Raw genomic sequence first — 25,201 nt, 5'->3', positions numbered from 1 at the left:
TGAACGCGGCGGCTGTGGGTTTTTCGCGAGCAAGCTCGCTCCTACAGTGTTTTGTGTGAGGTCTGGTTATGAAAAAAAATAATAATTAGCTTAGATTAAAATGTGCTTTTTATTATTTTTTTGCATCCCCTAGGCTTGTCTGGAAGACCTTAAGGCCATCCAGGAAGTTTTGCCATGAGCAGCGTCACCTCGATTTCCAGCGTTTCCAACAATGTTCGCCAACGCGTTACTCCAGAAGAATGGGAAGTGCGCGTCAAGCTGGCCGCCGCCTATCGCCTGGCGGCCCTCTACAAGTGGACCGACCACATCTATACCCACTTCTCTGCCCGTGTGCCGGGCCCGGAGGAGCACTTCCTGATCAACGCCTTTGGCCTGTTGTTCGATGAAATCAGCGCGTCCAACCTAGTCAAGGTCGACCTCGACGGCACCATCGTCGATGACCCCACCGGCCTGGGTATCAACTACGCAGGTTATGTGATCCACAGCGCTATCCACGGCGCGCGCCACGACCTGCAAGCCGTGCTGCACACCCATACCCGCGACGGCATCGCGGTGTCGGCACAGAAGGACGGCTTGCTGCCGATCTCCCAACACTCCATCGGGTTTTCCGGGCGCGTGGCCTACCACGGCTATGAGGGCATCGCCCTGGACCTGGACGAGCGCGAGCGCCTGGTGGCGGACCTGGGCGACAAGAGCGTGATGATCCTGCGTAACCATGGTTTGTTAACGGCGGGTGTGAGCGTTGAGCATGCCTTCCAGCAACTGCAACAGCTTGAGCGCGCCTGCAATATCCAGGTGGCGGCGCAAGCGGCGGGGAATGCGGAATTGATCTTCCCACCCCAGGAGGTGGTGGAGAAGGTCGAGCAGCAGGCCAAGGCTCATTCCAGTGGCGAAGGCCCAGGCGTGGCGCGGCATTGGAATGCGCTGGTGCGGCAGTTGGAGCGCACCGATACCGACTACAAAAACTGACCTTGAGTCTAATGAAGATCTAAAAATGTGGAAGATCAAAAGTGGGAGGGGGCTTGCCCCTCCCACATTTGGTTTTGTGGTGTTCTTGATTTAAGCGACCTGCTTGGCCTGTTCGCGCTCTGCGATCAGTTGGCGGGTGAGGGGGATCAGCCGTTTGCCGTAGTCGATGGCATCGTTCAACGGATCAAAGCCACGAATCAGGAACGTGGTGATCCCCAGGTCGTAGTAATCCACCAACGCTTCGGCCACTTGCTCGGCAGTGCCCACCAGTGACGTGGAGTTGCCTTGCGCCCCTAGCAACCCGGCAATCCCAGTCCACAAACGCTTATCCAACCGTGACCCTTGCGCCGCTGCCGCCAGCAACCGGCGTGAGCCTTCATTCGGCGGTTCGCGCCGCACAAAGCCATTCTTCTCAGCCAATTCAGTGGCCTGTTGCAGGATGCTGTCCGCCCGCGCCCACGCCAGTTCTTCGGTCTCGGCGAGGATCGGCCGCAGCGACAAGCTGAAGCGAATCGTGCGCCCATGCTTGGCGGCTTCGGCGCGCACCTGGGTGACGATTTCACGCACTTGTTCGTAGGTCTCGCCCCACAGTGCGTAGACATCGGCGTGCTTGCCGGCCACTGCAATCGCGGCCGGTGAGGAGCCGCCGAAGTACAGCGGAATATGCGGCTGCTGCGGCGATTTCACCGTGGAGTGCGCGCCTTCGACCTGGTAGTAGGTGCCCTCAAAATCGAACGGCTGCTCGCTGGTCCATTCCTGGCGCACCACGCTCAGGTATTCGTCGGTGCGGGCGTAGCGCTCGTCCTTGCCGATATGGCTGCCGTCGGCGCGCAGTTCGCGGTCGTCGCCGCCGGTGATGATGTGCACCGCCGTGCGGCCGCCGTTGAATACATCCAGGGTGGTGAACTGACGAGCTGCCAAAGTGGGCTGGGCAAACCCTGGGCGGTGGGCGATCAAGAATTGCAGCTTCTTGGTGACGCTGGCGGCATGGGAGGCGATCAGCGTGCTGTCCGGGCTGTTGGAGTGAAAGGCCACCAGCGCACGGTCGAAACCGGCCTCTTCGTGGGCGCGGGCCACGGTTTCCACATAGTCCGGTTGCAGGGTAGGGCCGCTGCGCGGGTGGATCTCGGACGCGTGGTGGCCGCCGATGTAGCCGATGAATTCAATGCTCATGGTCTGTCCTTGTCTGGTACGGGATGGGCACCTCCTCCGGGCAGGGGGTCGGTTATTCGCGTCCAAAGTAGGGGCAGGGGGCGGGCCTGTAAAATGCCGTTTGGTTCTATCCTAATTATTAAAATGTTGAATCATTAATTGTTTGATGTATCAGTAATTTGCATTTTGCACGTATTAGTTTATTCCTTAAAAGACTTTCACAGCCATTTTTTATGCGATTAGCATGGGGTCGAGTCTTAATTAAGGAAGCAGCCTGATGACCGAGACGTTCTCCATCAATAAGCCCCAGGTTCAACCCAGGGCCACGCGCACATGGCGCACGCCGGACGCGTTGCTACGGCTGGTCAGCCCCTTGGTGCTGTTGCTGCTGTGGGAGCTGGCCTCGCAACTGGGCTGGATTCCCGCACGGGTGATTGCGGCACCCTCGCAGATCGGCGGCACGTTGTGGGCGATGATCGTCTCCGGCGAGCTGGGCAAGCACCTGCTGGTGTCCCTGCAGCGCGCGTTGTTCGGCCTGAGTATCGGCGTGAGCATCGGTGTGGCGGCGGCGTTGATCAGCGGCTTGTCCAAGCGCGGTGAAGTGATCCTCGACTCGCCCATGCAGATGGTGCGCACCATCCCGTCCCTGGCCCTGGTGCCGCTGTTTATCCTGTGGTTCGGCATTGGTGAATTCACCAAGATCGCCCTGATCGTGGTGGGCACGACCTTTCCCGTGTACCTCAACCTGTTCGCCGGCATCCGCAATATCGACCCCAAATTGATCGAGGCCGCCAACACCCTGGGCCTCAGCCGTCGCGAGCTGATCTGGCATGTGATTTTGCCGGGCTCGCTGCCTTCGTTTTTCGTTGGCCTGCGCTACGCCTTGGGCATCTCCTGGCTGGCCTTGGTGTTTGTCGAACAGATCAACACCACCGCCGGTATTGGTTTTTTGGCCAGTGACGCACGGGACTTCATGCGCACCGACGTCATCGTGATCTGCCTGCTGATCTACAGCGTGCTGGGCCTGCTGATCGACGGTTTGATCCGCACCCTTGAACGTTTCGCCCTGGCCTGGCGCCCATCTTTTGTGAGGAACTGATATGTCGGCATTTGAAGCGCCCGTACAACTGCGCAATGTGGTGCGCCAGTTCGGCGAGCAACGGGTCATCGATGGCCTGGACCTGGACATCGCTCCCGGTGAATTCGTGGCCTTGCTCGGCGCCAGTGGCTCGGGCAAGACCACCTTGCTGCGCAGCCTGGCAGGTTTGGACAGTATCGACAGCGGCCAACTGCGGGTGCCCACGGCGCGTGCGGCGGTGTTCCAGGAGCCACGCCTGATGCCCTGGAAGCGCGCCTGGAAAAACGTGGTGCTGGGCCTGCGCATTGCCAATGCCAAGGAGCGGGCGGTACAGGCCCTCACCGAAGTCGGCCTGGCCCACCGCCTGGACGCCTACCCGGCGACCCTGTCCGGCGGCGAAGCGCAACGCGTGGCCCTGGCCCGTGGCCTGGTGCGCGAACCCAAGTTGTTGCTGCTCGACGAACCCTTCGCCGCCCTCGACGCCCTGACCCGCATCAAGATGCATCGCCTGATCATCGAACTGTGGCGCAAACACACGCCGGCCGTGTTGCTGGTGACCCACGATGTGGACGAGGCGATCCTGCTGGCGGATCGGGTGATTGTGTTGGAGAACGGCAAGATTGCCGAACAACTGCGCATCGACCTGCCGCGTGCGCGGGACACCGGCCAGGAAGGGTTCCAGGCCATTCGCGCGCGGTTGCTGGGGTTGCTGGGCGTGGAAGTGGATGCTCCAGCGGTGCGTGGGGCGGAGGCTAACGTGCGGCGCTTGCCAGTGCGGGCCGAGCCTGCGGTATTGAAGATTGCCATCTAGTTCAGGTCGAGAATGCTGGGGCTCGGGCGTCCATTGCAGTATCCTCCGCGCCCCGCTATCCACTGATTGCAAGACAGATGACAGGACAAGACATGCAGGCCTTGCTGGAGTCGATCCTGGACGAAGTTCGTCCACTGATCGGCCTCGGCAAGGTCGCCGATTACATCCCCGCCTTGGCCGATGTGCCCGCCAACCAACTGGGCATTGCGGTATACGGCAACGACGGCGCGGCGTACTGCGCCGGTGACGCCAACACCCTGTTCTCGGTGCAGAGCATTTCCAAGGTGTTCAGCCTGGTGCAGGCCATCGATCATGGCGGCGAAACCATCTGGGAGCGCCTGGGCCACGAACCTTCGGGGCAGCCGTTCAACTCGCTGGTGCAGTTGGAATTTGAACGGGGTCGGCCGCGTAACCCGTTCATCAATGCCGGTGCGCTGGTGATCTGCGACATCAACCAGTCGCGCTTTGCCGTACCGATCCTGTCGATGCGCGACTTTGTGCGACGCCTGTCAGGCAACCCACAGATCCTGGTCAACAGCGTCGTTGCCGAATCCGAAGCCCAGCACGGCGCGCGTAATGCGGCCATGGCCTACCTGATGAAATCCTTCGGCAACTTCCACAACGACGTGGACGCGGTATTGCACAGCTACTTCAACTACTGCGCGTTGCAGATGAGCTGCCTGGACCTGGCCAAGGCCTTCAGCTTTTTGGCCAACGAGGGGGTGAGTGCCCACAGCGGCGAACAGGTTTTGACGGCGCGCCAGACCAAGCAGGTCAACTCGATCATGGCCACCAGCGGCCTGTACGACGAGGCGGGCAATTTTGCCTACCGCGTGGGCTTGCCAGGCAAAAGCGGCGTGGGCGGCGGCATCGTCGCGGTGGTGCCGGGGCAGTTTACGGTGTGCGTGTGGTCGCCAGAGTTGAATGCGGCGGGGAACTCCCTGGCGGGGATCAAGGCGTTGGAACTGTTGAGTGAGCGGATTGGGTGGTCGGTGTTTTAAGGACGCTGGGGGGGGTGAACCCCCTTAATGCCTAGGCTTTACGCGGTTTCACAAACAGATCCACCATCAGGTACAGCGCCCCGGCAGTGATGGCGATATCGGCAATATTGAACACGCCGGTATGCGTGGGGCCAATGTTCAGCACCATGTAGTCGACTACGCGCCCGTCACGAAATACACGGTCAATCAGGTTGGCGATACCGCCCAGGGCAATGGCGTAGAGCGGCAAGACTTTACGCAGCGGTTGGCTCCAGTTGGAGAGCGACCACCCCATCGCCCAAGCCACCACCACTGCCACGCCGACGATAAAGATCAGCTGCTTGACCTGCGGCGGCAACGCCGCGCCCAGACTCAGGAAGGCGCCGGGATTCAGGCTCAGTTCCAGTGCCAGGTTGAACGGGTTGGCGCCGATCTTGAAGCTGTGGGCTTGCAGCGAAACCAGGGCCAACAGTTTGACGAGTTGGTCTACGGCAATAAAGGCGATGCCAGCGAGGAGGGCGAAGGTGCGGCCTCGCAGGAAGGGGGTCGTTTTCAAGCGGTGGCTTCCTGTTCCGGGTCTGTGGGAAAAGTGCGTGAAGATAGCTTACGCGCCGCGTGCCGTCTATGTTCGGGCGCCTCGGTGATCGACGGTGTTTGACGCTCCCAAAAAGCTCTTCTAGGCTCAAAATTCCTCACCTGGCTTTCGCTAGTCTTTGCCCCGCGCAGTGCCCTGGCATGTCGTTCGACCCAGTCAAAGCTGATCCCGTCGGAACCAGTCAGGAGCGGCTCGTCATGCCTAGTCCCATCGCCCTTGAAGTCGCGCAGCGTTGGCTGCGTGATCCCCGTGAGATCCGTGAAATACGCGCCCGTTTTGTTGAAACGAGCGCAAGCGCAGATATATGGAGTGCAGACACGCTGGGGTTGGTAAACGACGCGGTCGCTTCGCTGTTCGACTCGATGCCCCATGATCAGGACGAGCACGGCCAGCCAACGAGCCGTATGTTGCATGCAGCGCCTTATGTGCCCTACACGTCACTTTCGATACAGCCCCGCGAACAAGGTTTGCAGCGCTTTGAGCAATTACTGGCTTTGATCCGTGCCGAGCCGGTTTGCCGGACGGTCTCCACGGGCGCGCTCGCGGCAATAGCCTTGACGGCAAGTGCCAGCCTGTGGCTTGCAGCACGTTCGGCGACCGAAGGTAATCGTCACATCGCGCAGGGGTTGAGGGCACTTGCGCACATTGCCCCCAAAAAGGGCTTGGAAGTTGAGCGGTTGCCGGACGCTTATCGAACGCTTTTGCCTGGCGTGAAGGCACAGGATGTTCCCGCGATGATCCTGCGCGATTTTTGTGCCAGTACGTTTGCCTGGCAGTACATCCGCAGCCCTGACGCACGCGTTCACGACCTGTGTGGTTCGTTGATGGTATTGACCACGGCGATTGACTACGTGGGCGCCAAGGATGACCCGGGTGCCGTTGGCAGGGCTTATCAAGTGGCCGGCAGTGACGGTCTTGTGCATTTGGGTGGGCGCGCCATTCATCAGGCTGTGCAGGATATGGTAGTGGCGTGCGCGTTCATGATCACCAAGGATGAGATGGTGGCAGCCTCGCAGTACCACGGGGATTTGCTTGCGTTTATCGACGCAGCGGGAGGGCCGGTTACCCCGGCGGAATTTTTTGTAGGACGCTGGTGGGATGCGGGAATGTGCCCTTACCACCGAATGGTCATGAACTCGGATGGCTATCACTCCCTGATGAACGAAGCCGATGCGTTTGATTCATTTGCGCATTGCCATGCCGTTCGGCGCGCTATCGACAACCTCATCCGCTACAACGAAGTAATCGATCTTGTCCCTGATTACACCAATGGTGAGGTGTTCAATGAGGCACGCGTTGCGCTGTCGTTGGGGGGCGTCGAGGCGGTGCGTGAATATGGGACTTGCCTGGCGTGTGTGACCGACGAGGTATTGCGCTGCGAATGTGGGGCCCGAGGGCATGAGGTCGCTGCCGAAATGTCCATGGGCGGCGCGCTCTGGTATCTGCTGTTGCCGCGCTTTCAAGTCTGGAGGCAATTGCACGCGTTTCGCGACGGTCCAGGCCATGTGGGCACAGCCTTTGCGCCTCTGCCTGCCGGACAGCGATTACAGGGCGTGATGCTGAAGTTGTTGCCGGGTGAGTGCCTGCATGACCGGTCCTGGAAGCCCCTATGGCAGGTTGGCTCTGCGGCCCAGGGGCCAACCTTGATCAGTGAGTTGGCGCGCCGCGTCATGCTGCGGTGTCTGTTGCCGCAAAACCGACAGCACCCGCATGCTTTGGAGCACCTCATCGCGCCGCTCCTGGAGCGTTGCGACAGGCTGGAAACGCTTTTGGAACTGCGTGAATTGGCCGAGTACTGGGTTGGGCTGTTTGACGCTTGCCTGGAGGTCAGTTCTGTCAGCCCCACGGCGTATCCGCAGATCCTGAACGCGCTTCGCGCGGCGCTGCTTCGAGCCTGGCAAGACACGGTGGCCTGTGACGTACAGGCTGGCGCTGACACTGAGCGCTTGTATGTTGATTGCGACTCAGCGGTGCGGCGCACTTATGCCTTGCCGTTGGCGATGGGGCTGGTGGTGCGGCGTGCCTTTTTTGGCGTAGCCACCAGCGCCGTAGAGTTGGGTGGTTTCAACCCCTATGCACGCTTGACGCGGGGAATCGCCACGGTATGCGATAGCCACCCAGCACACGTGGGTTCTGTGTAAACCGTTCAGGGATGAGCCGATCATGTCCATCGACCTTCAATCGTCAGCGCCCGCACCAGTGACTATCACCTTGTTGCAGTTGCTTGAGCAGGACTGTCTATTGTCATCGCAATGTGTTCCAGGGCACACCTTGCCTCTGTGTTTTTGGGAGAAAGCGTTACTGGATCCGGCCCGGACGTTTTTCAGCGCGCCGGGGAAAAGTTTTCGTGCGTCGCTGGTCGATCTCGGCTGGCGCTTGGCGGGTGGCGCATCGCCTGTGCCGCCTGAGCTTCCGATCATTCTTGAAGCCCTTCACGGGGGCTCGCTGATCGTGGATGACATCGAAGATTACTCGACCCAACGGCGCGGCAGGCCGGCGCTGTATCTGACTCACGGGTTACCGTTGGCGCTGAATACGGGCAACTGGCTGTATTTCTGGGCGCTCAACCTGGTACATCGCTTAGAGCTGCCCAGTGGCATTGAGCAGCAATTGTCGCGCCGGTTTTCTTCCACCTTATTACATTGCCATTCCGGTCAAGCGCTGGACCTGTCCGTGCGCCTCACTGCTTTACGTCAAGAGGAACTACCGTCCATTGTCGCAGTGGTCTCTGGTTTGAAAACGGGGCAGTTGATGGGGCTGGCGACGTCATTGGGGGCTATCGCAGCGGGAGGTTCGGTCGCACTTGTCGATGCGTTGACAGCGTATGGGCAACAGTTGGGTAAGGCGCTGCAAATGCTGGATGACTTAAGCAATTTGAGTGACCAGGTTGACATTGCCAAACGCTATGAAGATTTGCGTAACAACCGACCGTCGTGGGTTTGGGCCTGGTTGGCGGAGGATTTGAGCGCGGCACACTTTGTGCGATTACAGCAGCGTAATAGTGAGGTTGTCAGTGGGGCGCAACCTGGTCCGCTGGCGGCGGCGATGTTGTCGCATCTGGGCGCAGGCGGTGTGACGCGTATCGACCAATGCTTTGATGAAGGGTGGCGACAATTGTGCGACGTAGTTGCGCCGAATAAATGTATTGAGGCGCTGTGGCAGGAACTTGTGCGCTTGAAAGCAGGCTATGGGCGTCTATAAAACCCTTGCCTCAGGTTTGATGTGTGAGCTTTGGCGCGGGAGGTAAAAGTGGATACGTTGGGTTATAGGCGCGATCACATCGTTGCGCAATGGCTGCGGGATCCCAGTGGGATTTGTCGTTTGCGCGTTGAGTTGTTAGGTCGATATAAGGAGTTGGATATATGGAGTGTGGATGAGTTGGACTTGATCGGCGACAAGGCTGGAGAGTTACGTTTGTATGAGTGTTTCGCAGGCCGTAGCCGGAACGGACTCGACCGAGATAAAAGTAGTGGCGCGATGACCTATATTGCCACGCCCACTCGTTATGAACCGTACCATTCGCGCTGTATCGAACCCAATGCAATCGGTGCGCACATATTTGATCGGGCACTTGAAGCTATGGAGTGTGAGGCGCTCGATTGTTCAGTGATGAAAAGTCCATTGTCAGCTTTGGCTATGGTGACAGCGGCAAGCAGGTGGCTGATGACTGACATCGCGCCAGAAGCCAGTTGCACTGTCTCGAGAAAGTTATGTTTTATCGCGCGATGGGCGCCGAAGAAAGGCGGCGAGATTTCGGCGTGGGGCCGAGAGTACTATGCGCACCGCCCTTTATTGGATGTTTCGGATATACCTGCGATGGTGCTTCGTGACTACTTTTCAAGCCTCTATGCTTGGCAGTTCATTCGAAGTGATGATCCTCAGATACATGATCTTTCTGGATCGATAATATCTTTGACTGCCGCTATTGATTACGTAGGTGCTCCAGATGACTCAGGAGCGAGGATTGAAGATTTTCAACTGGTCACGAGCGACGGCCTGGATTGTCTTGGGGGCGTAGCGCCGAAGAAAATGCTACAGGGGGGGATCGTTGCCTGTCTGGTCATGAAGCTAAAGCAATATATGGTTAACGCTATGCAGGATGTACCGGAGTTGCCGTTATTTGTAGCTTCTGCGGGTGGCATTGTGACGCCCCGTGAGTTCTTCTTGCTACGTTATTGGGACGCGGCAATGCCTCAGTACCTGCAGATCATCATGAACTCCAGTCGATACTGTAGGTTGGTGGATGCGTCAGGTTATTTTAGGTCAATGAGTCGGTGTGGGAAGTTAAAGCGCGCCACCGATAATATCGTGCGTTATAACGAAGTGACCGATGTGGTGTCTGATCATCAAAATGGTGAGGTTTTAAATGAAGTGTTTTTCGCATTATTGTCTGGCGGGGTGGAGGCTGTGCGTGGTTATGGCTCTGCGCTGTCCGCTGTGACCGATGATGTTCTGTCATGTCGGTGCGGGGAACTTGGTCACGAGGAGGCCGCTGAGCTTTCAATGGGTGGCTGTATATGGCAATTGCTGATGCCGCGATATCAAGTATGGCGGCAGTTATACGCCTACGCACACAGCCAGCCAGAAATTGAAAGCGCTTATGCTGCTAAATCCGCTAGCGCCAGGCTTCACTCAGTATTTGTTACGATGCTTGCGGGTGATGTTTTACATACGGACAATTGGATGCCACTCTGGAAGATGAGTTTTCCCTCAGAGAGTAATAATGAAGCGTTGATTGCTGAATTGGCGCGCCGAGCGGTTCGGCGTAGTGTCTTGATCGAACGGTGCAGTGAGGGCGATTTTTCGCGTTGCGAGACTGCTGCCAAGTCAGCTTTATATAGTTGTTATGCGCTGGATGACGTATCTGTCTTGCGTGGTTTGTCTTGTGAGTGGATAAGGCTATTTGATGTGTGTTTGCGGGCGAACAATATTGATGTTTCCGGTGCCGAGGATATTGTGCGTGCGTTGAAAGAAGTAGTGGGGCGGATTTGGAAGGGGGTTGTCACGATGGATGCACAAGTGGCCGATGAGACAGAGCAGTTGTTCATCGATTGTGATTCTGTTGTCCGGCAAACTTATTTTTTGCCTTATGTCACGGGTCTTTCTATTAGGCGCGTTTTTTTTGGTGTGGCATCCGGCGCTGTAGAGTTGAGTGGCTTTAGTCCTTTTGCACGATTGAGTGACGGCGTCGTTAATGTGTGCGACATATCACCGTAATCGTCGGAAAATATTGCAATGAATATGCGCTAGGCAACTAGGCATCGTCTAAGGGGCATCGCGCATTCGAATCTCATGCACGATCACCGTATGCGTCCTTGATCCGAGTCGTTAAGCCCATCACGTCCAGCACGATCAGGTCACCGGATGAGCTTGATCCAACGCCATGTCCAGCAACAGTTGCACACCTTCAAGCCCGCTCCCACATTTTGGGCGTCATTGGGCTTGAGAAATGTGTTTTTCCCCAAACAAAAAATGCGCCCTGGGGGCGCATTTTTTTGTTCGGGTCGCTATCGCCTATCAGGCAATCGCATCCCAGGCACGATCACCGTGCTCGTCCTTGATACGTGTCGGCAAGCCCATCACGTCCAGCGCCTTCAGGAACGGCTCAGCCGGCAGCTCCTCGACGTTGGCCATGCGTTGCACGTCCCACTCGCCACGGGCGACCAGCAGCGCTGCGGCTACCGGTGGTACGCCTGCGGTGTAGGAGATGCCCTGGCTGTCGGTTTCAGCGAAGGCTTCTTCGTGGTCAGCTACGTTGTAGATGAACACTTCGCGCGCCTTGCCGTCCTTGGTGCCTTTGACCAGGTCGCCGATGCAGGTTTTGCCGGTGTAGCCAGGGGCCAGTGAAGACGGGTCGGGCAGTACGGCCTTGACCAGTTTCAGTGGCACCACTTCCAGGCCTTCGGCGGTGGTGACCGGTTTTTCGGAGAGCAGGCCGAGCTTGTTCAGCACGGTGAACACGTTGATGTAGTGTTCGCCAAAACTCATCCAGAAACGCACGTTGGGCACGTCGAGGTTTTTCGACAGCGAGTGCACTTCATCGTGGCCGGTGAGGTAGAGGTTCTGCGAACCGACTACCGGCAGGTCGTCGGTGCGTTTGACTTCGAACATGGTGTTGCTGGTCCACTGGCTGTTCTGCCAGCTCCACACCTGTCCGGTGAATTCGCGGAAGTTGATTTCCGGGTCGAAATTGGTGGCGAAGTATTTGCCGTGGGAGCCGGCATTGACGTCGAGAATGTCGATCGAATCAATGCGGTCAAAATGCTGTTGCTGCGCCAACGCGGCATACGCGTTGACCACACCCGGGTCGAAGCCCACGCCAAGAATGGCGGTGATGTTCTTCTGTTTGCACTCTTCGAGGTGGTTCCACTCGTAGTTGCCGTACCAAGGTGGCGTCTCGCAGACCTTGCCCGGCTCTTCGTGGATCGCGGTGTCGAGGTACGCCACGCCGGTGTCGATGCAGGCACGCAGGACCGACATGTTCAGGAACGAGGACCCGACGTTGATGACGATCTGCGATTGGGTCTCGCGGATCAGGGCCTTGGTCGCTTCCACGTCCAGGGCGTTCAGCGCGAAGGCTTGGATATCGGCGGGTACTTTGAGGCTACCCTTGGCCTTGACGCTGTCGATGATGGCCTGGCATTTGGAGATGTTGCGCGACGCGATAGCAATACGACCGAGTTCGTCGTTGTGCTGCGCGCACTTGTGGGCCACCACCTTGGCGACACCTCCTGCACCAATGATAAGAACGTTCTTTTTCAATTGCTTTATCTCTCCTTTATCCGCCAGCTTACGAAAGGCTGGACAGGTAGTCGTCGTAACCAAATTCACGAACCACCTCGACTGTACCGTCGAGTTGTTTCACTACGATGGACGGCATTTTCAGGCCGTTGAACCAATTTTTCTTGACCATGGTGTAGCCCGCGGTGTCGATGAACGACAGCCGATCGCCGATGGCCAGCGGACGATCAAATTGGTACTCACCGAAGATGTCCCCGGCCAGGCAGGATTTGCCGCACACCATCACGGTGTGTTCGCCATCGCTCGGCGCCAGCTTGGCGTTGAGGCGATAGATCAGCAGGTCCAGCAGGTGGGCTTCGATGGAGCTGTCTACCACGGCGAGGTTCTTGCCGTTGTAGAGGGTGTCGAGCACGGTGACTTCCAGGGAGGCGCTGTTAGTGATCGCCGCTTCACCCGGTTCCAGGTAGACCTGTACGCCGTATTTTTCGGAGAAGGCTTTCAGGCGGGCGCAGAAGGCGTCCACGGCATAGTCTTCGCCGGTGAAGTGGATACCGCCGCCCAGGCTCACCCACTCGACTTTATGCAGCAGCGCGCCGAAGCGTTCTTCGATGGTGCCGAGCATTTTGTCGAACAGGCTGAAATCGCCGTTCTCGCAGTTGTTGTGGAACATGAAGCCGGAGATTTGCTCGATCACGCCTTCGATCTTCACTGGGTCCCACTCGCCCAAACGGCTGAACGGGCGCGCCGGGTCGGCCAGCAGGTAGTCCGAGCTGCTCACCTGCGGGTTGACGCGCAGGCCACGGGTCTTGCCTTCGGAACGCTCGGCAAAACGCTGCAATTGGCTGATGGAGTTGAAGATGATCTTGTCGCAGTTATCCAGCATCTCTTCGATTTCATCGTCGGCCCAGGCCACGCTGTAGGCGTGCGCTTCACCTTCGAACTTCTGGCGGCCCAGTTTCAACTCATACAGCGACGAGGAGGTGGTGCCGTCCATGTATTGCTGCATCAGGTCGAACACCGACCAGGTGGCAAAGCACTTGAGCGCCAGCAACGCCTTGGCGCCGGACTGCTCGCGTACGTAAGCGATCTTCTGCATGTTGACCAGAAGCTTCTGTTTATCGATGAGGTAGTACGGCGTTTTGATCATTTTTGAGAGCCTGCGGCGGTGCCTGCCAAAAAAGGACACGCATTGTGCCCGCACTTGGGGCGAATCGAAAGGTTAGTGGGCGGAATTTGCTGCGCCAGTTTTCAACCTACCCACTGAACATGACCATCTATGGATGTACCCCGGTCTAATGTGGGAGGGGGCTTGCTCCCGATAGCGGTATTTCAGTTGCAGATGTATCGGCTGACACGCCCTCATCGGGAGCAAGCCCCCTCCCACATTGAAGCTGTGCCCGGCTTACGACCACAAACGTACAAGATTGCCTGCCAACCCCCACCATAGACTGGCCGCACTTTCTCCAGTGCAGGTCTTCCATGGACATTTTCCTCTACGCCTTCAGCGTCATGTACAGCCCCGGTCCCGTGAATTTCATGGGGCTCAACGCCGGGCTTACCGGTCAGTTCCGCCGCTCTACCGGCTTTTTCATCGGCGTGGGCTGCGCGATGATGTTGCTGTTCGTTGTGTTCGGCTACACCGGGGAGGCGATCATTTCCCAGGCGGCGTTGCCGTACATCTCGTTGATTGGCGGGGTGTACACGCTTTACCTCGCTTACCAGGTATTCAACGCACGCACGGTGGTTGAAGAGTCCTCAAGCGCACCGGCCAAAACCCTCACCTTCTGGAACGGCCTGGTGATCCAGCTGCTTAACCCCAAGGGCATCATGGCGGTGTTGCCGATCACCAGCGTGATGCTGCCGGCGGCGCATATCACTGGGGTGTCCATCGCGGCGGTCTCGGCGGTGTTGGCCTTTGGGGCGTTCGGTGCGCCGTGGCTTTACTCATTGCTGGGGGCGCTGCTGGGGCGGCGGATCAACGGGGCGTCGGCGTTCACCTTGTTCAACCGCTGCATGGGAATCGCACTGGCAGTGTGTGCGTATTTCATGTTCCACGCGTTCTACGTGCACCTGGTCTCAACATGAGTAGATCTTGTGATCATCTAGAATAATATGAGTTTGTCTCACTATCACTGCTTGCCGACAATAGCTGCCATACAAAACGACATTGGAGTTGTAAGTCATGGCAGTCGCTCATTCCCTGGGATTTCCGCGCATTGGACGCGATCGTGAACTGAAAAAAGCGCAGGAAGCGTTCTGGAAGGGCGAGCTCGACGAAGCCGGCCTGCGGGCCATTGGCCGTGATTTGCGCAAGACCCACTGGGCATTGCAAAAGCAAGCAGGCATCGAGTTGCTGCCCGCTGGGGATTTCGCCTGGTACGACCAGGTGCTGACTCATTCGCTGATGTTCGGCGTGATCCCCGAGCGTTTCCGCCCGGCCGACGGCCATGCCACCCTGCAAACCCTGTTCGGCATGGCCCGTGGCGTCAGCGACAGCTGCTGCGGCGGTGCCCATGCCCAGGAAATGACCAAGTGGTTCGATACCAACTATCACTACCTGGTGCCGGAATTCAGTGCTGACCAGCAGTTCCACCTGGGTTGGGACCAGTTGTTCGAAGAAGTTCAGGAAGCCCGCGAATTGGGCCACACCGTCAAGCCGGTGGTGATTGGCCCGCTGACGTATCTGTGGCTGGGCAAGGCCAAGGGCGGTGATTTCGACAAGCTCGACCTGCTGGACCGCCTGCTGCCGCTGTACGGCCAGATCTTCCAACGCCTGGCCGACCTGGGCGTGGAGTGGGTGCAGATCGATGAGCCGATCCTGGTGCTGGACCTGCCGCAGGAATGGAAAAACGCGTTCGAGCGTGCCTACAACCAGATCCAGCGCGACCCGCTGAAAAAGCTGGTGGCCACCTACTTCGGTGGCCTGGAAGAGAACCTTGGTTTAGCCGCCAACCTGCCGGTGGACGGCCTGCATATCGACCTGGTGCGCGCACCGGAACAGTACCCGACCATTCTCGACCGTCTACCTGCTTATAAAGTGCTGTCCTTGGGTGTGGTCAATGGCCGTAACGTATGGCGGTGCGACCTGGAAAAAGCCCTGGCGACCTTGCAGCACGCCCATGAAAAGCTCGGGGATCGCCTATGGGTGGCACCGTCTTGCTCGTTGCTGCACAGCCCGGTGGATTTGGGCCGCGAAGACCAACTGGATGCCGAACTGAAAAGCTGGCTGGCCTTTGCCGTGCAAAAATGCGCTGAAGTGGCGGTGCTGGCTAAAGCCGTCACCGCGCCTGAAGCCCCCGATGTGTTGGCCGCCTTGGCCCACAGCCGTGCCGTGCAAGCCGCGCGTGCTGCGTCGCCCCGTATTCACAAACCTGCGGTACAAGCCCGTGTGGCGGCGATCACTGCCCAGGACAGCCAGCGCCAATCGCTGTTTGCCCAGCGTATCGAGAAACAACGCGCCGGCCTGAACCTGCCGCTGTTCCCGACCACCACCATCGGTTCGTTCCCGCAGACCGCCTCGATCCGCCTGGCGCGCCAGTCCTATAAAGCCGGCAAGTTGAGCGAGGCCGAATACGTCGAAGCCATGCACAGCGAGATCAAGCACGCCGTCGAAGTGCAGGAAAACCTCGGCCTGGACGTGCTGGTGCACGGCGAAGCCGAGCGCAACGACATGGTCGAGTACTTTGCCGAGCAACTCGACGGCTACGTGTTCACCCGCTTCGGCTGGGTGCAAAGCTACGGCTCGCGCTGCGTGAAACCGGCAGTGATCTTCGGCGACCTGAGCCGCCCGAAGGCCATGACCGTGGAGTGGATCCGCTACGCCCAAGGCCTGACCAGCAAAGTGATGAAGGGCATGCTGACCGGCCCGGTGACCATGCTGATGTGGTCGTTCCCCCGTGAAGACGTGAGCCGCGAAGTGCAGGCCCGGCAACTGGCCCTGGCGATTCGTGACGAGGTGGTGGACCTGGAAACGGCCGGCATCAAGATCGTGCAGATCGACGAAGCCGCGTTCCGTGAAGGCTTGCCGTTGCGCCAGGCGCAGTGGCAGCACTACCTGGACTGGGCCACCGAAGTGTTCCGCCTGTGTGCCTCGGGCGTGCGCGATGAAACCCAGATCCACACCCACATGTGCTACAGCGAGTTCAACGATGTGATCGAAAGCATCGCAGCGATGGATGCCGATGTAATCACCATCGAAACATCGCGCTCGGACATGGAGTTGCTGGAGGCGTTTGAAGCCTTCGCCTACCCGAATGAAATCGGGCCCGGCGTGTACGACATCCACTCGCCACGGGTGCCGGATGTATCGGAGATGGCCAACCTGCTGCGCAAGGCGGCCAAGCGGATTCCGGCCGAGCGGTTGTGGGTGAACCCCGATTGCGGGTTGAAAACGCGAGGTTGGCCGGAGACTGAGGCGGCGTTGATTCATATGGTTGCAGCGGCTCGCCAACTGCGGGCTGAACTGGCCTGATTCTTGGGAGTAACGCAATCTAAATGTGGGAGGGGGCTTGCTCCCGATGGCGGTGGATCAATCAGCTTATCTGTAGCTGACCCACTGCAATCGGGAGCAAGCCCCCTCCCACATTTTGGCCTGTGTTGGGTCAGAGGTATTTGAGCCAGGCCAGGTCGCGGCGCCGGGCTTTTAGCCTGGCAAACCATTGCACTGGCCAATACAGTGCAAGTGGCAACACCAGCGCCACCAGCCACACCGCCCCAATACTGTCGAAACCAAAGTAGTTGCCATGGTTCAAGCTAAACAACGCCACGCACGCGACATACAGTATTTTCAGCACATACAGGTGCAACAGGTAGAAGAACATCGGCACGGCCCCAAACGTGGCCAGCACTGTGATCCAGCGCTTATGCCCCACACGCTCAAACACCCGCAACAGCAGTAACCCAACCCCCAAGGTCAACGCCAAAAACAACAGCGAAGGCGGGTACTTGGTCACGTTGAAAAAACTCATCAACGTCTGCACGCCGTTTTCATAGCCTTGCCAAGGTTTTTCCCCGTAGCCATTAAAGGCTCGCAACACCACAAACCCTACCAAGGCAGCCACACCCGCCAGCAGCAAATACCGCTTACGTAACGCAGGTAGCGCGCCATTGGCAAACCACGGTCCCAGGCCATAGCCCAGGGCAATCACGCCGATCCAGGGCAGCACCGGGTAAGTGATGCGCAGGCGCAGGGTGTCGCCGACCTCGATCCAGCTGCGCTCATGCAGGATCGCCCACAGGTTTTGCAGCGCCGACCCCGGCGCGAAGTGCAGGCCATCGAGCAGGTTATGCCCGCCGATGATCACCAGCGCCACGCCGATCAACAGCGGGCGTGGCAGCCATACCAGCGCGGCAAGGGCGAGCATGCTCACGCCAATCGCCCAGATCACTTGCATGTAGATCACGCTGGGCGGCAGTTGGAAGGTCCAGGCGAAGTTGACCAGGGTGAACTCCAGCACCACGAGGAACAACCCACGCTTGAACAGGAACGCCGATACATCGCGCCGGCCCTGGTACTTCTGGCCGTACAACCACGCGGACAGCCCGGTGAGCAACACAAACACCGGCGCGCACAAGTGGGCGAGGGTGCGGCTGATAAACAGCGCGGGCTCGGTGCTGTCGATGGTCATGGGGTCGCTGACCTGGCGGTGCAGCAGGAAGGTTTCGCGTACGTGGTCCAGCAACATGAACAGGATCACCAGGCCGCGCAGGGCGTCGATGGAAAGCAGGCGTTGGCGCAAGGGAACAGCGTCGGTCATGGGCGGGATCGCAGGGCAGGGGGAAAGGGGGCGTTATCCTATAACATTAATTTGTGCGTTGCCGGGCTTCGTTGCTCCGATTAGAATGCGATCAATTCTTAATTACTTCCGGGTTCCGGGTGATCTGCATGTCGACTTCGCTCCATCTGCCTGTCCAGGCGTTGTACTGCGAACACCACGGATGGCTGTACCGCTGGCTCGATCGCAAGCTGGGCAATGCCAGTGATGCAGCGGACCTGGCCCATGACACCTTCATGCGCTTGCTCACCCGCCAGAACCCAGCAGGCTTTGGCAGCGAGCCACGGGCGTTGCTCACCCATATTGCCAAGGGCCTGATGATCGACAGCTGGCGCCGCCAGGAAGTCGAGCGTGCCTACCTGGAAACCATCGCCCACCTGCCGGAGCAGGAAGTGCCGTCGCCGGAAACCCGTTGGTTGATCCTGGAGGCGTTGTATCGCATCGAAGCCATGTTGCGCGACCTGCCGGACAAAACCCGCCAGGCGTTCCTGATGTCGCAGATCGATGGCCTGACTTACCCGCAGATCGCCGATGAATTGAAGGTGTCGCTGGCGTCGGTCAAACGCTATATGCGCGATGCCTTCCTCGCATGCCTGAGCGTGGCATGAACCCGTCCATCGACCCGCTGATCCTCGGTGAAGCCGCCGACTGGATGGTGCAATTGCAGTCCGGCAGCGCCACCGACGAAGACCGTCGCGCCATCGCCCAATGGCAAGGCCGCAGTGCCCAGCACGCTCAGGCCTGGCAGCGGGCGCAGGCGATCCTGGGGGACTTCAACAGCGTGCCCGGCGCCATTGCCGGCGATACCCTCAAGCGCATCGGCCGCAAGAAATCCCTCGGCCGCCGCCAGGCCCTGGGGCTGCTGCTGTTGGCGGGCCCGGCGACCTGGTTGGCCTATCGGCAAAAGCCGTGGCAAGCGTGGACCGCCGACCAGCACACGGCCATTGGCGAACAGCGCAACCTCACGTTGCCCGATGGCACGCAGTTGCTGATCAACACCGCCAGCTCACTGAACATCGCCTTTACCGACCAGATGCGGCGCATCGAGTTGCTGCAAGGCGAGGTGATGATCACCACCGCCAAGGACCCAGCACCGACCCATCGCCCCTTTGTCGTGCAGACCCGCCATGGCACGGCCCGCGCCCTGGGCACGCATTTTAGCGTGCGGGTCGGGGAGCACAGCAGCCGGGTGGCGGTCAGCGAAGGCGCGGTGCAAATGCTGCCTGCGCACGCAAGCCGCGGCGTGATCCTCAAGGCCGGTGAGCAGAGCGCATTCGGCAGCGACACTGTCGCGGCGGTGCAGCCCTTGGATATCAGCGCCATGACCTGGGAAAACGGCATGTTGCTGGCCCAGCAGATGCCCCTGGCGGACCTGCTGGATGAATTGGGTCGCTACCGCCATGGCGTGTTGCGCTGCCATGCCAGCGTGGCTGGGCTGAGGGTTTCCGGGGCGTTTCCCCTGCGTGACATCGACGCCAGCCTGCGCCTGTTGCAGCAAACCCTGCCGGTCACCGTCAGCAGCTTGACCGGCTACTGGGTGACGGTCGAACCGCGCTGAATTGAATTTCAACTTTCGCTGACACCTTTTTCGTTGTCGTGCGGTGTAGGGGAGAACCCTCAACTTTGCACCGCGCCGACAGGAATGCCCATGACCTCCACCCCGCACCCCATCCGCCCCCTGAAGGCCTTGAGCCTGGCCGTTGCCCTGGCCGCCATCGCGCCGATGCATTACGCGCAGGCCGCAGACGCGGCGTCCACCAGCGCAGCGCGTAGCTACAACATCGCACCGGGGCCGTTGGGCAATGTGTTGGCACAGTTTGCGGCGTTGTCGGGGGTGCCGCTGTCGTTTGACTCCACGCTGCTCAACGACCAGCAAAGCCCCGGCTTGCAGGGCAACTACACCGCGCAATCAGGCTTTATGCAGTTGCTGCAAGGCAGCGGCTACACCCTGCAAAGCACCGGTGCGAATGGCTATACCGTGGTGCCAGAGGCCACGGGCGATGCGGTGCAACTGGGGGCGACCACCATCAGCGGCGAAAGCGGTGCACAGGCCGACACCTACGGCGGTGGCCAGGTGGCGCGTTCGGCGCGGCTTGGCGTGTTGGGCAACCGTTCGATCAATGATGTGCCGTTCAGCGTGGTCAGCTACACCGCTAAGACCATCGCCGACCAGCAGGCACGCACGGTGGGCGATGTATTGCTCAACGATGCCTCGGTGCGCCAATCCTCGGGCTTCGGCAACTTTTCCCAGGTGTTCACCATTCGCGGCCTGCCGCTGAACACCGATGACATTGCCTTCAACGGCTTGTACGGCGTACTGCCACGGCAGATCATCACCACCGAAGCCCTGGAGCGCGTGGAGTTGTTCAAAGGCCCCAACGCCTTCGTCAACGGCGTATCGCCAGCCGGTTCGGGGATTGGCGGCAGCGTCAACCTGGTGCCCAAGCGCGCCGAAGACGTTGCAACTCGCAGCGTCACCCTGGATGCGGCCAGCGGCGGGCAAACCGGCGGCCATCTGGACCTGGGCCAGCGCTTTGGCGAAGACAACCGCTTCGGCGCACGCATCAACCTGGCTAAGCACGGTGGCGACACGGCCATCGATGACGAGTTCAAAAGCTCCCAACTGGTGGCCGTGGCCCTGGACTACCGGGGTGATCGCTTGCGGGTGTCCACCGACTTTGGCTACCAGAAAGAGCGCATCAACAACGGCCGCTCGGTGGTCTACCCCAACGGCACCCAAGTGCCCAAGGCGCCGTCGGCCAAGCATAACTATGCCCAGGACTGGAGTTGGTCGGAGCTGGAAGACACCTACGGAATGTTCAATGCCGAATATGACCTGAATGAAAGCTGGACCGCCTACGTGGGCGGCGGCGCCAAGCACACGCGAGAAAACGGTCAGTATTCGTCGCTGTACGTGGGCAACAACGGCGCGGGACGGGTCGGTTTTTTGTATTCGCCCCATGACGAGGACAACAAGAGCGCCATGGCCGGCCTGAACGGGCATTTCGACACGGGGCCGGTGACCCACCAGATGAACGTCGGCTTGTCGGGCATCTGGGGCGAACAGCGCTCGGCGTTCGAGGCGATCCTGCAAGCCAACCGCCAGCCGGGCAACCTGTACAACCCGACCCAGATCCCGCGCCCCAGCGTGACCTATTTCGGCAGCGATATTCACGACCCACGGGTGGTGGGCAAGAACCGTATCAAGAGTGCGGCGGTGTCCGACACCTTGGGCTTTATCGATGACCGTGTGCTGCTGACCCTGGGCGTTCGTCGCCAGACCATCGAAGTGGATGCCTGGAACACCACCACAGGGGTGCGCAACGCCAACTACGCGGAGTCGATCACCACGCCGGTGTATGGCCTGGTGGTTAAACCGTGGGAGCACGTGTCGTTCTATGCCAACCGCATCGAAGGCCTGGCCCAGGGACCAACGGCACCGTTGACCAACGTGACCAACCCCGGTGAAGTGTTTGCGCCCAACCGCAGCAAACAAACCGAGGCAGGGGTGAAGCTGGACTGGGATACCTACGGCGCAACCCTGGGTGTTTACCGTATCGAGCAGCCCAATAGCGCGACTAACACTAACGCCAATGGCACCAACACGTTTAGCGTGGATGGCAAACAAATCAACAAAGGGGTGGAGTTGAATGTCTTCGGTGAGCCGGTTGATGGCCTGCGCCTGCTGGCCGGCGCCACCTGGATGAACACCGAGTTGCAGAACACCTCCAACGGCCTCACCGACGGCAACCGTGCCGCCGGGGTGCCGCGCTTCCAGTACAACGTGGGGGCCGACTGGGATATTCCGGGCATCCAGGGTGCTGCGGTCAACGCGCGGATGCTGCGAACAGGGGGCGAATACGTCAACGCCGCCAACACCCTGAACATCCCGGCCTGGACCCGCGTCGACCTCGGTGCCCGCTACGGTTTCAAAGCCGATGACAAGTACATCACCCTGCGTGCCAACGTCGAGAACGTGGCGAACAAGGCGTACTGGGCGTCGGCCTCCACCGCCAACAACTACCTGACCCAGGGCGAGCCGCGAACGGTGAAGGTCTCGGCCACGGTCGATTTCTAAACCGCGACGCAGGTCCAAATGAGGGGCTATTCCCAACCGGAATGCCCCTATAAAAACCCGCCATTGTCTTTCTCGCCGCAGATCTCGTAGCGTGGGCTATCACACAAGGAGACCCGCCATGAACCCACCTGCGTTGCGCCTGTACGTCGATAGTCTGTTCACCAGCCCCTATGCCATGTCGGTGTTTGTGGCCCTGCGGGAAAAAGGCCTGGCCTTCGATACCCTGACCCTGGACCTGGACGCGGCGCAAAACCAGAGCGCCGACTTTGCCAGGCTGTCCCTGACCCAACGCGTGCCCACCCTGGTGGAGGGCGAGTTTGCGCTGTCGGAATCCTCGGCGATCACGGAGTACCTAGAAGAAACGTATCCCGCTACACCGATCTACCCGACCGATGCCAAGCAGCGGGCGAGGGCGCGGCAGGTGCAGGCCTGGTTGCGCAGCGACCTGCTGCCGATTCGCCAGGAGCGTTCGACGTTGGTGGTGTTCTGCGGGCAAAAAATGCCGCCGCTGTCGCCCCAGGCTGAAGTGGCAGCCGCGAAGTTGATCGGTGCGGCGCAGGCGTTGTTGGCGGGGAACCCGGCGAACCTGTTTGGTGAGTGGTCGATTGCCGACGTGGACCTGGCCGTGATGCTCAACCGCCTGATCCTCAACGGCGACGACGTGCCCGCCGAACTGGTGGCCTACGCGCAGCGCCAATGGCAGCGGCCATCGGTGCAGGAATGGGTAAACCTGACGCGTCCGGCGCTCTAGGTTTTTACAGCCATTCCTGGGCCACGCGGCGGTCCAGGTCTTCCCAATCAGCCATGCCCAGCACCCGCGTGGTGTTCAAGCCGCGCAGGTAACCGCGCAATTGCTGGGCGTTGGCGATGACCTGACCGGCGTTGGCCGCTGTGTCCTGCAGCACCTTTTCATAGTCGACCAGGTAATCGGCAACCCGCTCGCGAAACTCTGGCAAGACGGCTTCGCGGATGCGGTCGAAGGTTTTCTGGTGGGGCTTCATAGCGGGTCCTTATAGGTTTTATGGGTGCACTATCGGTTCAGATAATAGTCACCATCACGGATCGCAAGTTCTGTTTTTTGGGTCTTGAGCGGAAAATCACCCCATCGAAACGCTGTTCAAGGAAATGCGCGATGAGGACGATTATCCAACTAGCTTTGATGGCCCTGATGCTGGGTACCGTCGCCATCAGCAACGCTGCCTTCGCGGATGAATTGCATGATAGCCATTTGCTACCTATCGACGGTAGCGTAGACTCCCTGCAACATGCGCAGTCGGTGGGTGTGCTGTTGAGCGATAACACCCGCGATAACCTCAGTTACCTTGAACGCTATCACGACATGGCCTTGAATGGCGCCAAGGGTGGGCTCGATGAGCGTATCCGCCAGGCGTTCGTCAGCAGTTCCGACCCGGAACTGGCCATTGACTGGCTGATGAGTTCGCTGCAAGGCACCTTTTTGTCGGTCACGGTCTACGACAACCTGGACGCCCTGGTGCAGGCTCACCCCGATGTGGTGGTGATGCTCGATACCCATAACCAACTGCTGACCCAGCGTAACGATGTGGTCGAGGCGCGGTTTGTTGCGCGGTTCTATGACGCGAACCTGCAATACATCGCCAAGGCCGAAGGCTCGGTGCACAAGCAAGTGCCGTCGGTGTGGGTACACGACAAGGCCGCGCCGGAAATTGCCGCGCAGATCGGGCAACAGCGCGATGTGCAACTGGACGCCTTGAAGCAGTTTGATGTGTCGCTCAAAGCGTTGGTCCGTGCGGGTTGATGTGAACTTTTATCTTTATCTTCAGGATTTTTTCATGCGTTCTTTTTTCGTACCGGGCCTGGCCTTTGCTTCGCTGTTGCTGACCGGTTGTGTGTCTGCCCCCAATGCCCCAACCCTGACCCTGCAGAGCAGCAAGGCACCTGAAGCCTATGTGCAGTGCGTACTGCCCAAGCTGGAGAAACATGGGATCACTTCGACGGTGACCCAGAACTCGCGTCACGCCAAAGTGGTGTTGACCAGCAAGATCGCCGCCGATGACGTGCTGGAGGTCTACAAGGCCCAGGATGGCGGCAAGGTGTTCTTGTATGAGCGCAAGCCGTTGGCGTCGGCGCTCACGCCGTCGCGGTTAGAACTGGCAGCACAAGAATGTAAGTAACACACAAGGCTAAATGTGGGAGGGGGCTTGCCCCCGATTGCAGTGGATCAGTCAGAACATCTGTGACTGACACTCTGCAATCGGGAGCAAGCCCCCTCCCACATTTTAATTTGTACTTGGCTTAAGGCTTGGCTTCGTTGCTGAAAGCATTGACCGTTTTGACCAACCCCTGCGCCGCCAACTTCACCAACTCTCCACCTTTTTCCACCGTCGCCAGCGCCGGGTCAGAGCCCATGCGCCCATCCGGGAAACGTGCACGGAAATCCAGTGCTTCACGAATCGGCCCGGTATTGGCGATCTGCGGCGAGTACTCGGCAGTCTTGATCGAATCCGGATAAGCCCACTGCGTCACCGCGATCTCCGACGGCGTGGCGTGGCTGCCGTGGCCAACCGGGAATTGGCGCTGGGCCAGGTCGTTGACGCCTTCCAAATCCCACCAGTTCACCAGTTTCAACGCAAACCCGGCCGGGCGTCGGGCAAAGCTGGCGTCGGCGTACAGTTCGGAAAACGCGGCTTCAATCGTGGCGATATTGCCGCCATGACCGTTCAGAAACAGGATCTTGTCAAAACCATGCCCGGCCAGCGAACGCACCCAGTCGCCAATCGCGGCGATAAAGGTGGAAGGGCGCAGGGAAATGGTGCCGGGAAAGCCCAGGTGGTGCTGGGCCATGCCAATGTTGAAGGTCGGGCCGATCAGGATGTCGGCAGTGTTCTGCGCCTCATGGGCGATGATTTCCGGGCACATCCAGTCGGTACCCAAAAGACCGGTAGGGCCGTGCTGTTCATTGGAACCGATGGGAATCACCACCGTGCGGCTACGTTCCAGGAACTGTCCGATCTCGATCCAGGTGGACTTATGTAGAAGCATGC

22 protein-coding genes are annotated in these 25,201 nt (G+C 59.4%); 15 read left to right on the top strand and 7 right to left on the bottom strand.

Translation table 11 applies throughout. The features are described from left to right. Positions 1-174: 174 nt before the first annotated feature. Entirely contained in the window at positions 175-969 is a 795-nt protein-coding gene (locus DYL59_RS17795; protein WP_135290326.1) for a class II aldolase/adducin family protein, read from the top strand. Positions 970-1,059: 90 nt separating this feature from the next. Here DYL59_RS17795 and DYL59_RS17790 read toward each other — a convergent pair whose 3' ends face one another. Further along, on the bottom strand, positions 1,060-2,142 hold the full coding sequence (locus tag DYL59_RS17790) for an LLM class flavin-dependent oxidoreductase (protein ID WP_135290325.1): 1,083 nt from the start codon (positions 2,140-2,142) through the stop codon (positions 1,060-1,062). A gap of 256 nt (positions 2,143-2,398) precedes the next feature. On the opposite strand from DYL59_RS17790, the gene DYL59_RS17785 reads away from it, so the two are divergent. The 3 genes from DYL59_RS17785 (at position 2,399) to glsB (ending at position 5,011) form a co-directional block, all read left to right on the top strand. Further along, the gene (locus tag DYL59_RS17785) at positions 2,399-3,220 is read left to right on the top strand and encodes an ABC transporter permease subunit (RefSeq protein WP_135290324.1); all 822 of its coding nucleotides are present in this window, start codon (positions 2,399-2,401) and stop codon (positions 3,218-3,220) included. Position 3,221: 1 nt separating this feature from the next. Beyond that, positions 3,222-4,010, top strand: a complete 789-nt coding sequence (locus tag DYL59_RS17780; RefSeq protein WP_135290323.1) for an ABC transporter ATP-binding protein — start codon at positions 3,222-3,224, stop codon at positions 4,008-4,010. Between the two features lie 92 nt (positions 4,011-4,102). Then, the gene (gene glsB / locus DYL59_RS17775; protein ID WP_135290322.1) at positions 4,103-5,011 is read left to right on the top strand and encodes a glutaminase B; all 909 of its coding nucleotides are present in this window, start codon (positions 4,103-4,105) and stop codon (positions 5,009-5,011) included. Positions 5,012-5,042: 31 nt separating this feature from the next. Here glsB and DYL59_RS17770 read toward each other — a convergent pair whose 3' ends face one another. Next, positions 5,043-5,546: a signal peptidase II gene (locus DYL59_RS17770; protein ID WP_135290321.1), complete on the bottom strand. Its 504-nt coding sequence runs from the start codon at positions 5,544-5,546 to the stop codon at positions 5,043-5,045. 236 nt (positions 5,547-5,782) lie between these two features. Between DYL59_RS17770 and DYL59_RS17765 the strand changes: the two genes are divergently transcribed. The 3 genes from DYL59_RS17765 to DYL59_RS17755 are packed head-to-tail and all read left to right on the top strand — an operon-like array spanning position 5,783 to position 10,802. Continuing rightward, positions 5,783-7,726, top strand: a complete 1,944-nt coding sequence (locus tag DYL59_RS17765; RefSeq protein ID WP_135290320.1) for a hypothetical protein — start codon at positions 5,783-5,785, stop codon at positions 7,724-7,726. Positions 7,727-7,748: 22 nt separating this feature from the next. Continuing rightward, on the top strand, positions 7,749-8,786 hold the full coding sequence (locus tag DYL59_RS17760; RefSeq protein WP_135290319.1) for a polyprenyl synthetase family protein: 1,038 nt from the start codon (positions 7,749-7,751) through the stop codon (positions 8,784-8,786). 48 nt (positions 8,787-8,834) lie between these two features. Further along, positions 8,835-10,802, top strand: coding sequence for a hypothetical protein (locus DYL59_RS17755; RefSeq protein WP_135290318.1), 1,968 nt, complete (start codon positions 8,835-8,837; stop codon positions 10,800-10,802). Between the two features lie 300 nt (positions 10,803-11,102). Here the strand turns inward: DYL59_RS17755 and DYL59_RS17750 are convergent, their stop codons facing one another. Beyond that, positions 11,103-12,347, bottom strand: coding sequence for a saccharopine dehydrogenase family protein (locus tag DYL59_RS17750; protein WP_135290317.1), 1,245 nt, complete (start codon positions 12,345-12,347; stop codon positions 11,103-11,105). A gap of 28 nt (positions 12,348-12,375) precedes the next feature. Then, positions 12,376-13,473, bottom strand: coding sequence for a carboxynorspermidine decarboxylase (locus tag DYL59_RS17745; protein ID WP_058423990.1), 1,098 nt, complete (start codon positions 13,471-13,473; stop codon positions 12,376-12,378). 332 nt (positions 13,474-13,805) lie between these two features. On the opposite strand from DYL59_RS17745, the gene DYL59_RS17740 reads away from it, so the two are divergent. Together DYL59_RS17740 and metE are read left to right on the top strand one after the other, a co-directional pair. Beyond that, complete coding sequence (locus tag DYL59_RS17740) at positions 13,806-14,411, top strand: LysE family translocator (RefSeq protein WP_135290316.1); 606 nt, start codon at positions 13,806-13,808, stop codon at positions 14,409-14,411. 97 nt (positions 14,412-14,508) lie between these two features. Then, positions 14,509-16,797 carry a 5-methyltetrahydropteroyltriglutamate--homocysteine S-methyltransferase gene (gene metE, locus DYL59_RS17735; protein WP_135290315.1) on the top strand — a complete coding sequence of 763 codons (2,289 nt, stop codon included), beginning with the start codon at positions 14,509-14,511 and terminating at the stop codon, positions 16,795-16,797. Between the two features lie 130 nt (positions 16,798-16,927). On the opposite strand, the gene DYL59_RS17730 is transcribed toward metE, so the two are convergent. Continuing rightward, complete coding sequence (locus DYL59_RS17730; protein WP_135290314.1) at positions 16,928-18,082, bottom strand: acetyltransferase domain-containing protein; 1,155 nt, start codon at positions 18,080-18,082, stop codon at positions 16,928-16,930. Positions 18,083-18,210: 128 nt separating this feature from the next. On the opposite strand from DYL59_RS17730, the gene DYL59_RS17725 reads away from it, so the two are divergent. From DYL59_RS17725 to yfcF, 4 genes are all read left to right on the top strand, one after another. Next, positions 18,211-18,708, top strand: coding sequence for a sigma-70 family RNA polymerase sigma factor (locus DYL59_RS17725; RefSeq protein ID WP_135290313.1), 498 nt, complete (start codon positions 18,211-18,213; stop codon positions 18,706-18,708). Then, positions 18,705-19,658, top strand: coding sequence for a FecR domain-containing protein (locus DYL59_RS17720; RefSeq protein WP_135290312.1), 954 nt, complete (start codon positions 18,705-18,707; stop codon positions 19,656-19,658). Before DYL59_RS17725 ends, DYL59_RS17720 begins: the two co-directional genes overlap by 4 nt. 90 nt (positions 19,659-19,748) lie before the next feature. After that, complete coding sequence (locus tag DYL59_RS17715; protein WP_135290311.1) at positions 19,749-22,178, top strand: TonB-dependent receptor; 2,430 nt, start codon at positions 19,749-19,751, stop codon at positions 22,176-22,178. A gap of 118 nt (positions 22,179-22,296) precedes the next feature. Continuing rightward, the gene (gene yfcF / locus DYL59_RS17710) at positions 22,297-22,929 is read left to right on the top strand and encodes a glutathione transferase (RefSeq protein ID WP_135290310.1); all 633 of its coding nucleotides are present in this window, start codon (positions 22,297-22,299) and stop codon (positions 22,927-22,929) included. A 4-nt stretch (positions 22,930-22,933) separates the two neighbouring features. On the opposite strand, the gene DYL59_RS17705 is transcribed toward yfcF, so the two are convergent. Next, positions 22,934-23,179 carry a hypothetical protein gene (locus tag DYL59_RS17705; RefSeq protein WP_135290309.1) on the bottom strand — a complete coding sequence of 82 codons (246 nt, stop codon included), beginning with the start codon at positions 23,177-23,179 and terminating at the stop codon, positions 22,934-22,936. Positions 23,180-23,310: 131 nt separating this feature from the next. On the opposite strand from DYL59_RS17705, the gene DYL59_RS17700 reads away from it, so the two are divergent. After that, positions 23,311-23,955: an ATPase gene (locus tag DYL59_RS17700; protein WP_135290308.1), complete on the top strand. Its 645-nt coding sequence runs from the start codon at positions 23,311-23,313 to the stop codon at positions 23,953-23,955. A gap of 34 nt (positions 23,956-23,989) precedes the next feature. Then, complete coding sequence (locus DYL59_RS17695) at positions 23,990-24,331, top strand: hypothetical protein (RefSeq protein ID WP_135290307.1); 342 nt, start codon at positions 23,990-23,992, stop codon at positions 24,329-24,331. A 121-nt stretch (positions 24,332-24,452) separates the two neighbouring features. Here DYL59_RS17695 and DYL59_RS17690 read toward each other — a convergent pair whose 3' ends face one another. Continuing rightward, the gene (locus DYL59_RS17690; protein ID WP_135290306.1) at positions 24,453-25,199 is read right to left on the bottom strand and encodes a creatininase family protein; all 747 of its coding nucleotides are present in this window, start codon (positions 25,197-25,199) and stop codon (positions 24,453-24,455) included. Positions 25,200-25,201 lie beyond the last annotated feature (2 nt).

The sequence above is a fragment of the Pseudomonas kairouanensis genome (assembly GCF_004682055.1).
Taxonomy (GTDB): domain Bacteria; phylum Pseudomonadota; class Gammaproteobacteria; order Pseudomonadales; family Pseudomonadaceae; genus Aquipseudomonas; species Aquipseudomonas kairouanensis.
This window is presented reverse-complemented; position numbering and strand designations above follow the sequence as displayed.

Bases quoted from the DNA above. Each gene is read 5' to 3' on its own strand.
- DYL59_RS17795 (WP_135290326.1), top strand. From the start codon at position 175: ATGAGCAGCGTCACCTCGATTTCCAGCGTTTCCAACAATGTTCGCCAA.
- DYL59_RS17790 (WP_135290325.1), bottom strand. From the start codon at position 2,142: ATGAGCATTGAATTCATCGGCTACATCGGCGGCCACCACGCGTCCGAG.
- DYL59_RS17785 (WP_135290324.1), top strand. From the start codon at position 2,399: ATGACCGAGACGTTCTCCATCAATAAGCCCCAGGTTCAACCCAGGGCC.
- DYL59_RS17780 (WP_135290323.1), top strand. From the start codon at position 3,222: ATGTCGGCATTTGAAGCGCCCGTACAACTGCGCAATGTGGTGCGCCAG.
- glsB (WP_135290322.1), top strand. From the start codon at position 4,103: ATGCAGGCCTTGCTGGAGTCGATCCTGGACGAAGTTCGTCCACTGATC.
- DYL59_RS17765 (WP_135290320.1), top strand. From the start codon at position 5,783: ATGCCTAGTCCCATCGCCCTTGAAGTCGCGCAGCGTTGGCTGCGTGAT.
- DYL59_RS17760 (WP_135290319.1), top strand. From the start codon at position 7,749: ATGTCCATCGACCTTCAATCGTCAGCGCCCGCACCAGTGACTATCACC.
- DYL59_RS17745 (WP_058423990.1), bottom strand. From the start codon at position 13,473: ATGATCAAAACGCCGTACTACCTCATCGATAAACAGAAGCTTCTGGTC.
- DYL59_RS17740 (WP_135290316.1), top strand. From the start codon at position 13,806: ATGGACATTTTCCTCTACGCCTTCAGCGTCATGTACAGCCCCGGTCCC.
- metE (WP_135290315.1), top strand. From the start codon at position 14,509: ATGGCAGTCGCTCATTCCCTGGGATTTCCGCGCATTGGACGCGATCGT.
- DYL59_RS17730 (WP_135290314.1), bottom strand. From the start codon at position 18,082: ATGACCGACGCTGTTCCCTTGCGCCAACGCCTGCTTTCCATCGACGCC.
- DYL59_RS17725 (WP_135290313.1), top strand. From the start codon at position 18,211: ATGTCGACTTCGCTCCATCTGCCTGTCCAGGCGTTGTACTGCGAACAC.
- DYL59_RS17720 (WP_135290312.1), top strand. From the start codon at position 18,705: ATGAACCCGTCCATCGACCCGCTGATCCTCGGTGAAGCCGCCGACTGG.
- DYL59_RS17715 (WP_135290311.1), top strand. From the start codon at position 19,749: ATGACCTCCACCCCGCACCCCATCCGCCCCCTGAAGGCCTTGAGCCTG.
- yfcF (WP_135290310.1), top strand. From the start codon at position 22,297: ATGAACCCACCTGCGTTGCGCCTGTACGTCGATAGTCTGTTCACCAGC.
- DYL59_RS17705 (WP_135290309.1), bottom strand. From the start codon at position 23,179: ATGAAGCCCCACCAGAAAACCTTCGACCGCATCCGCGAAGCCGTCTTG.
- DYL59_RS17700 (WP_135290308.1), top strand. From the start codon at position 23,311: ATGAGGACGATTATCCAACTAGCTTTGATGGCCCTGATGCTGGGTACC.
- DYL59_RS17695 (WP_135290307.1), top strand. From the start codon at position 23,990: ATGCGTTCTTTTTTCGTACCGGGCCTGGCCTTTGCTTCGCTGTTGCTG.
- DYL59_RS17690 (WP_135290306.1), bottom strand. From the start codon at position 25,199: ATGCTTCTACATAAGTCCACCTGGATCGAGATCGGACAGTTCCTGGAA.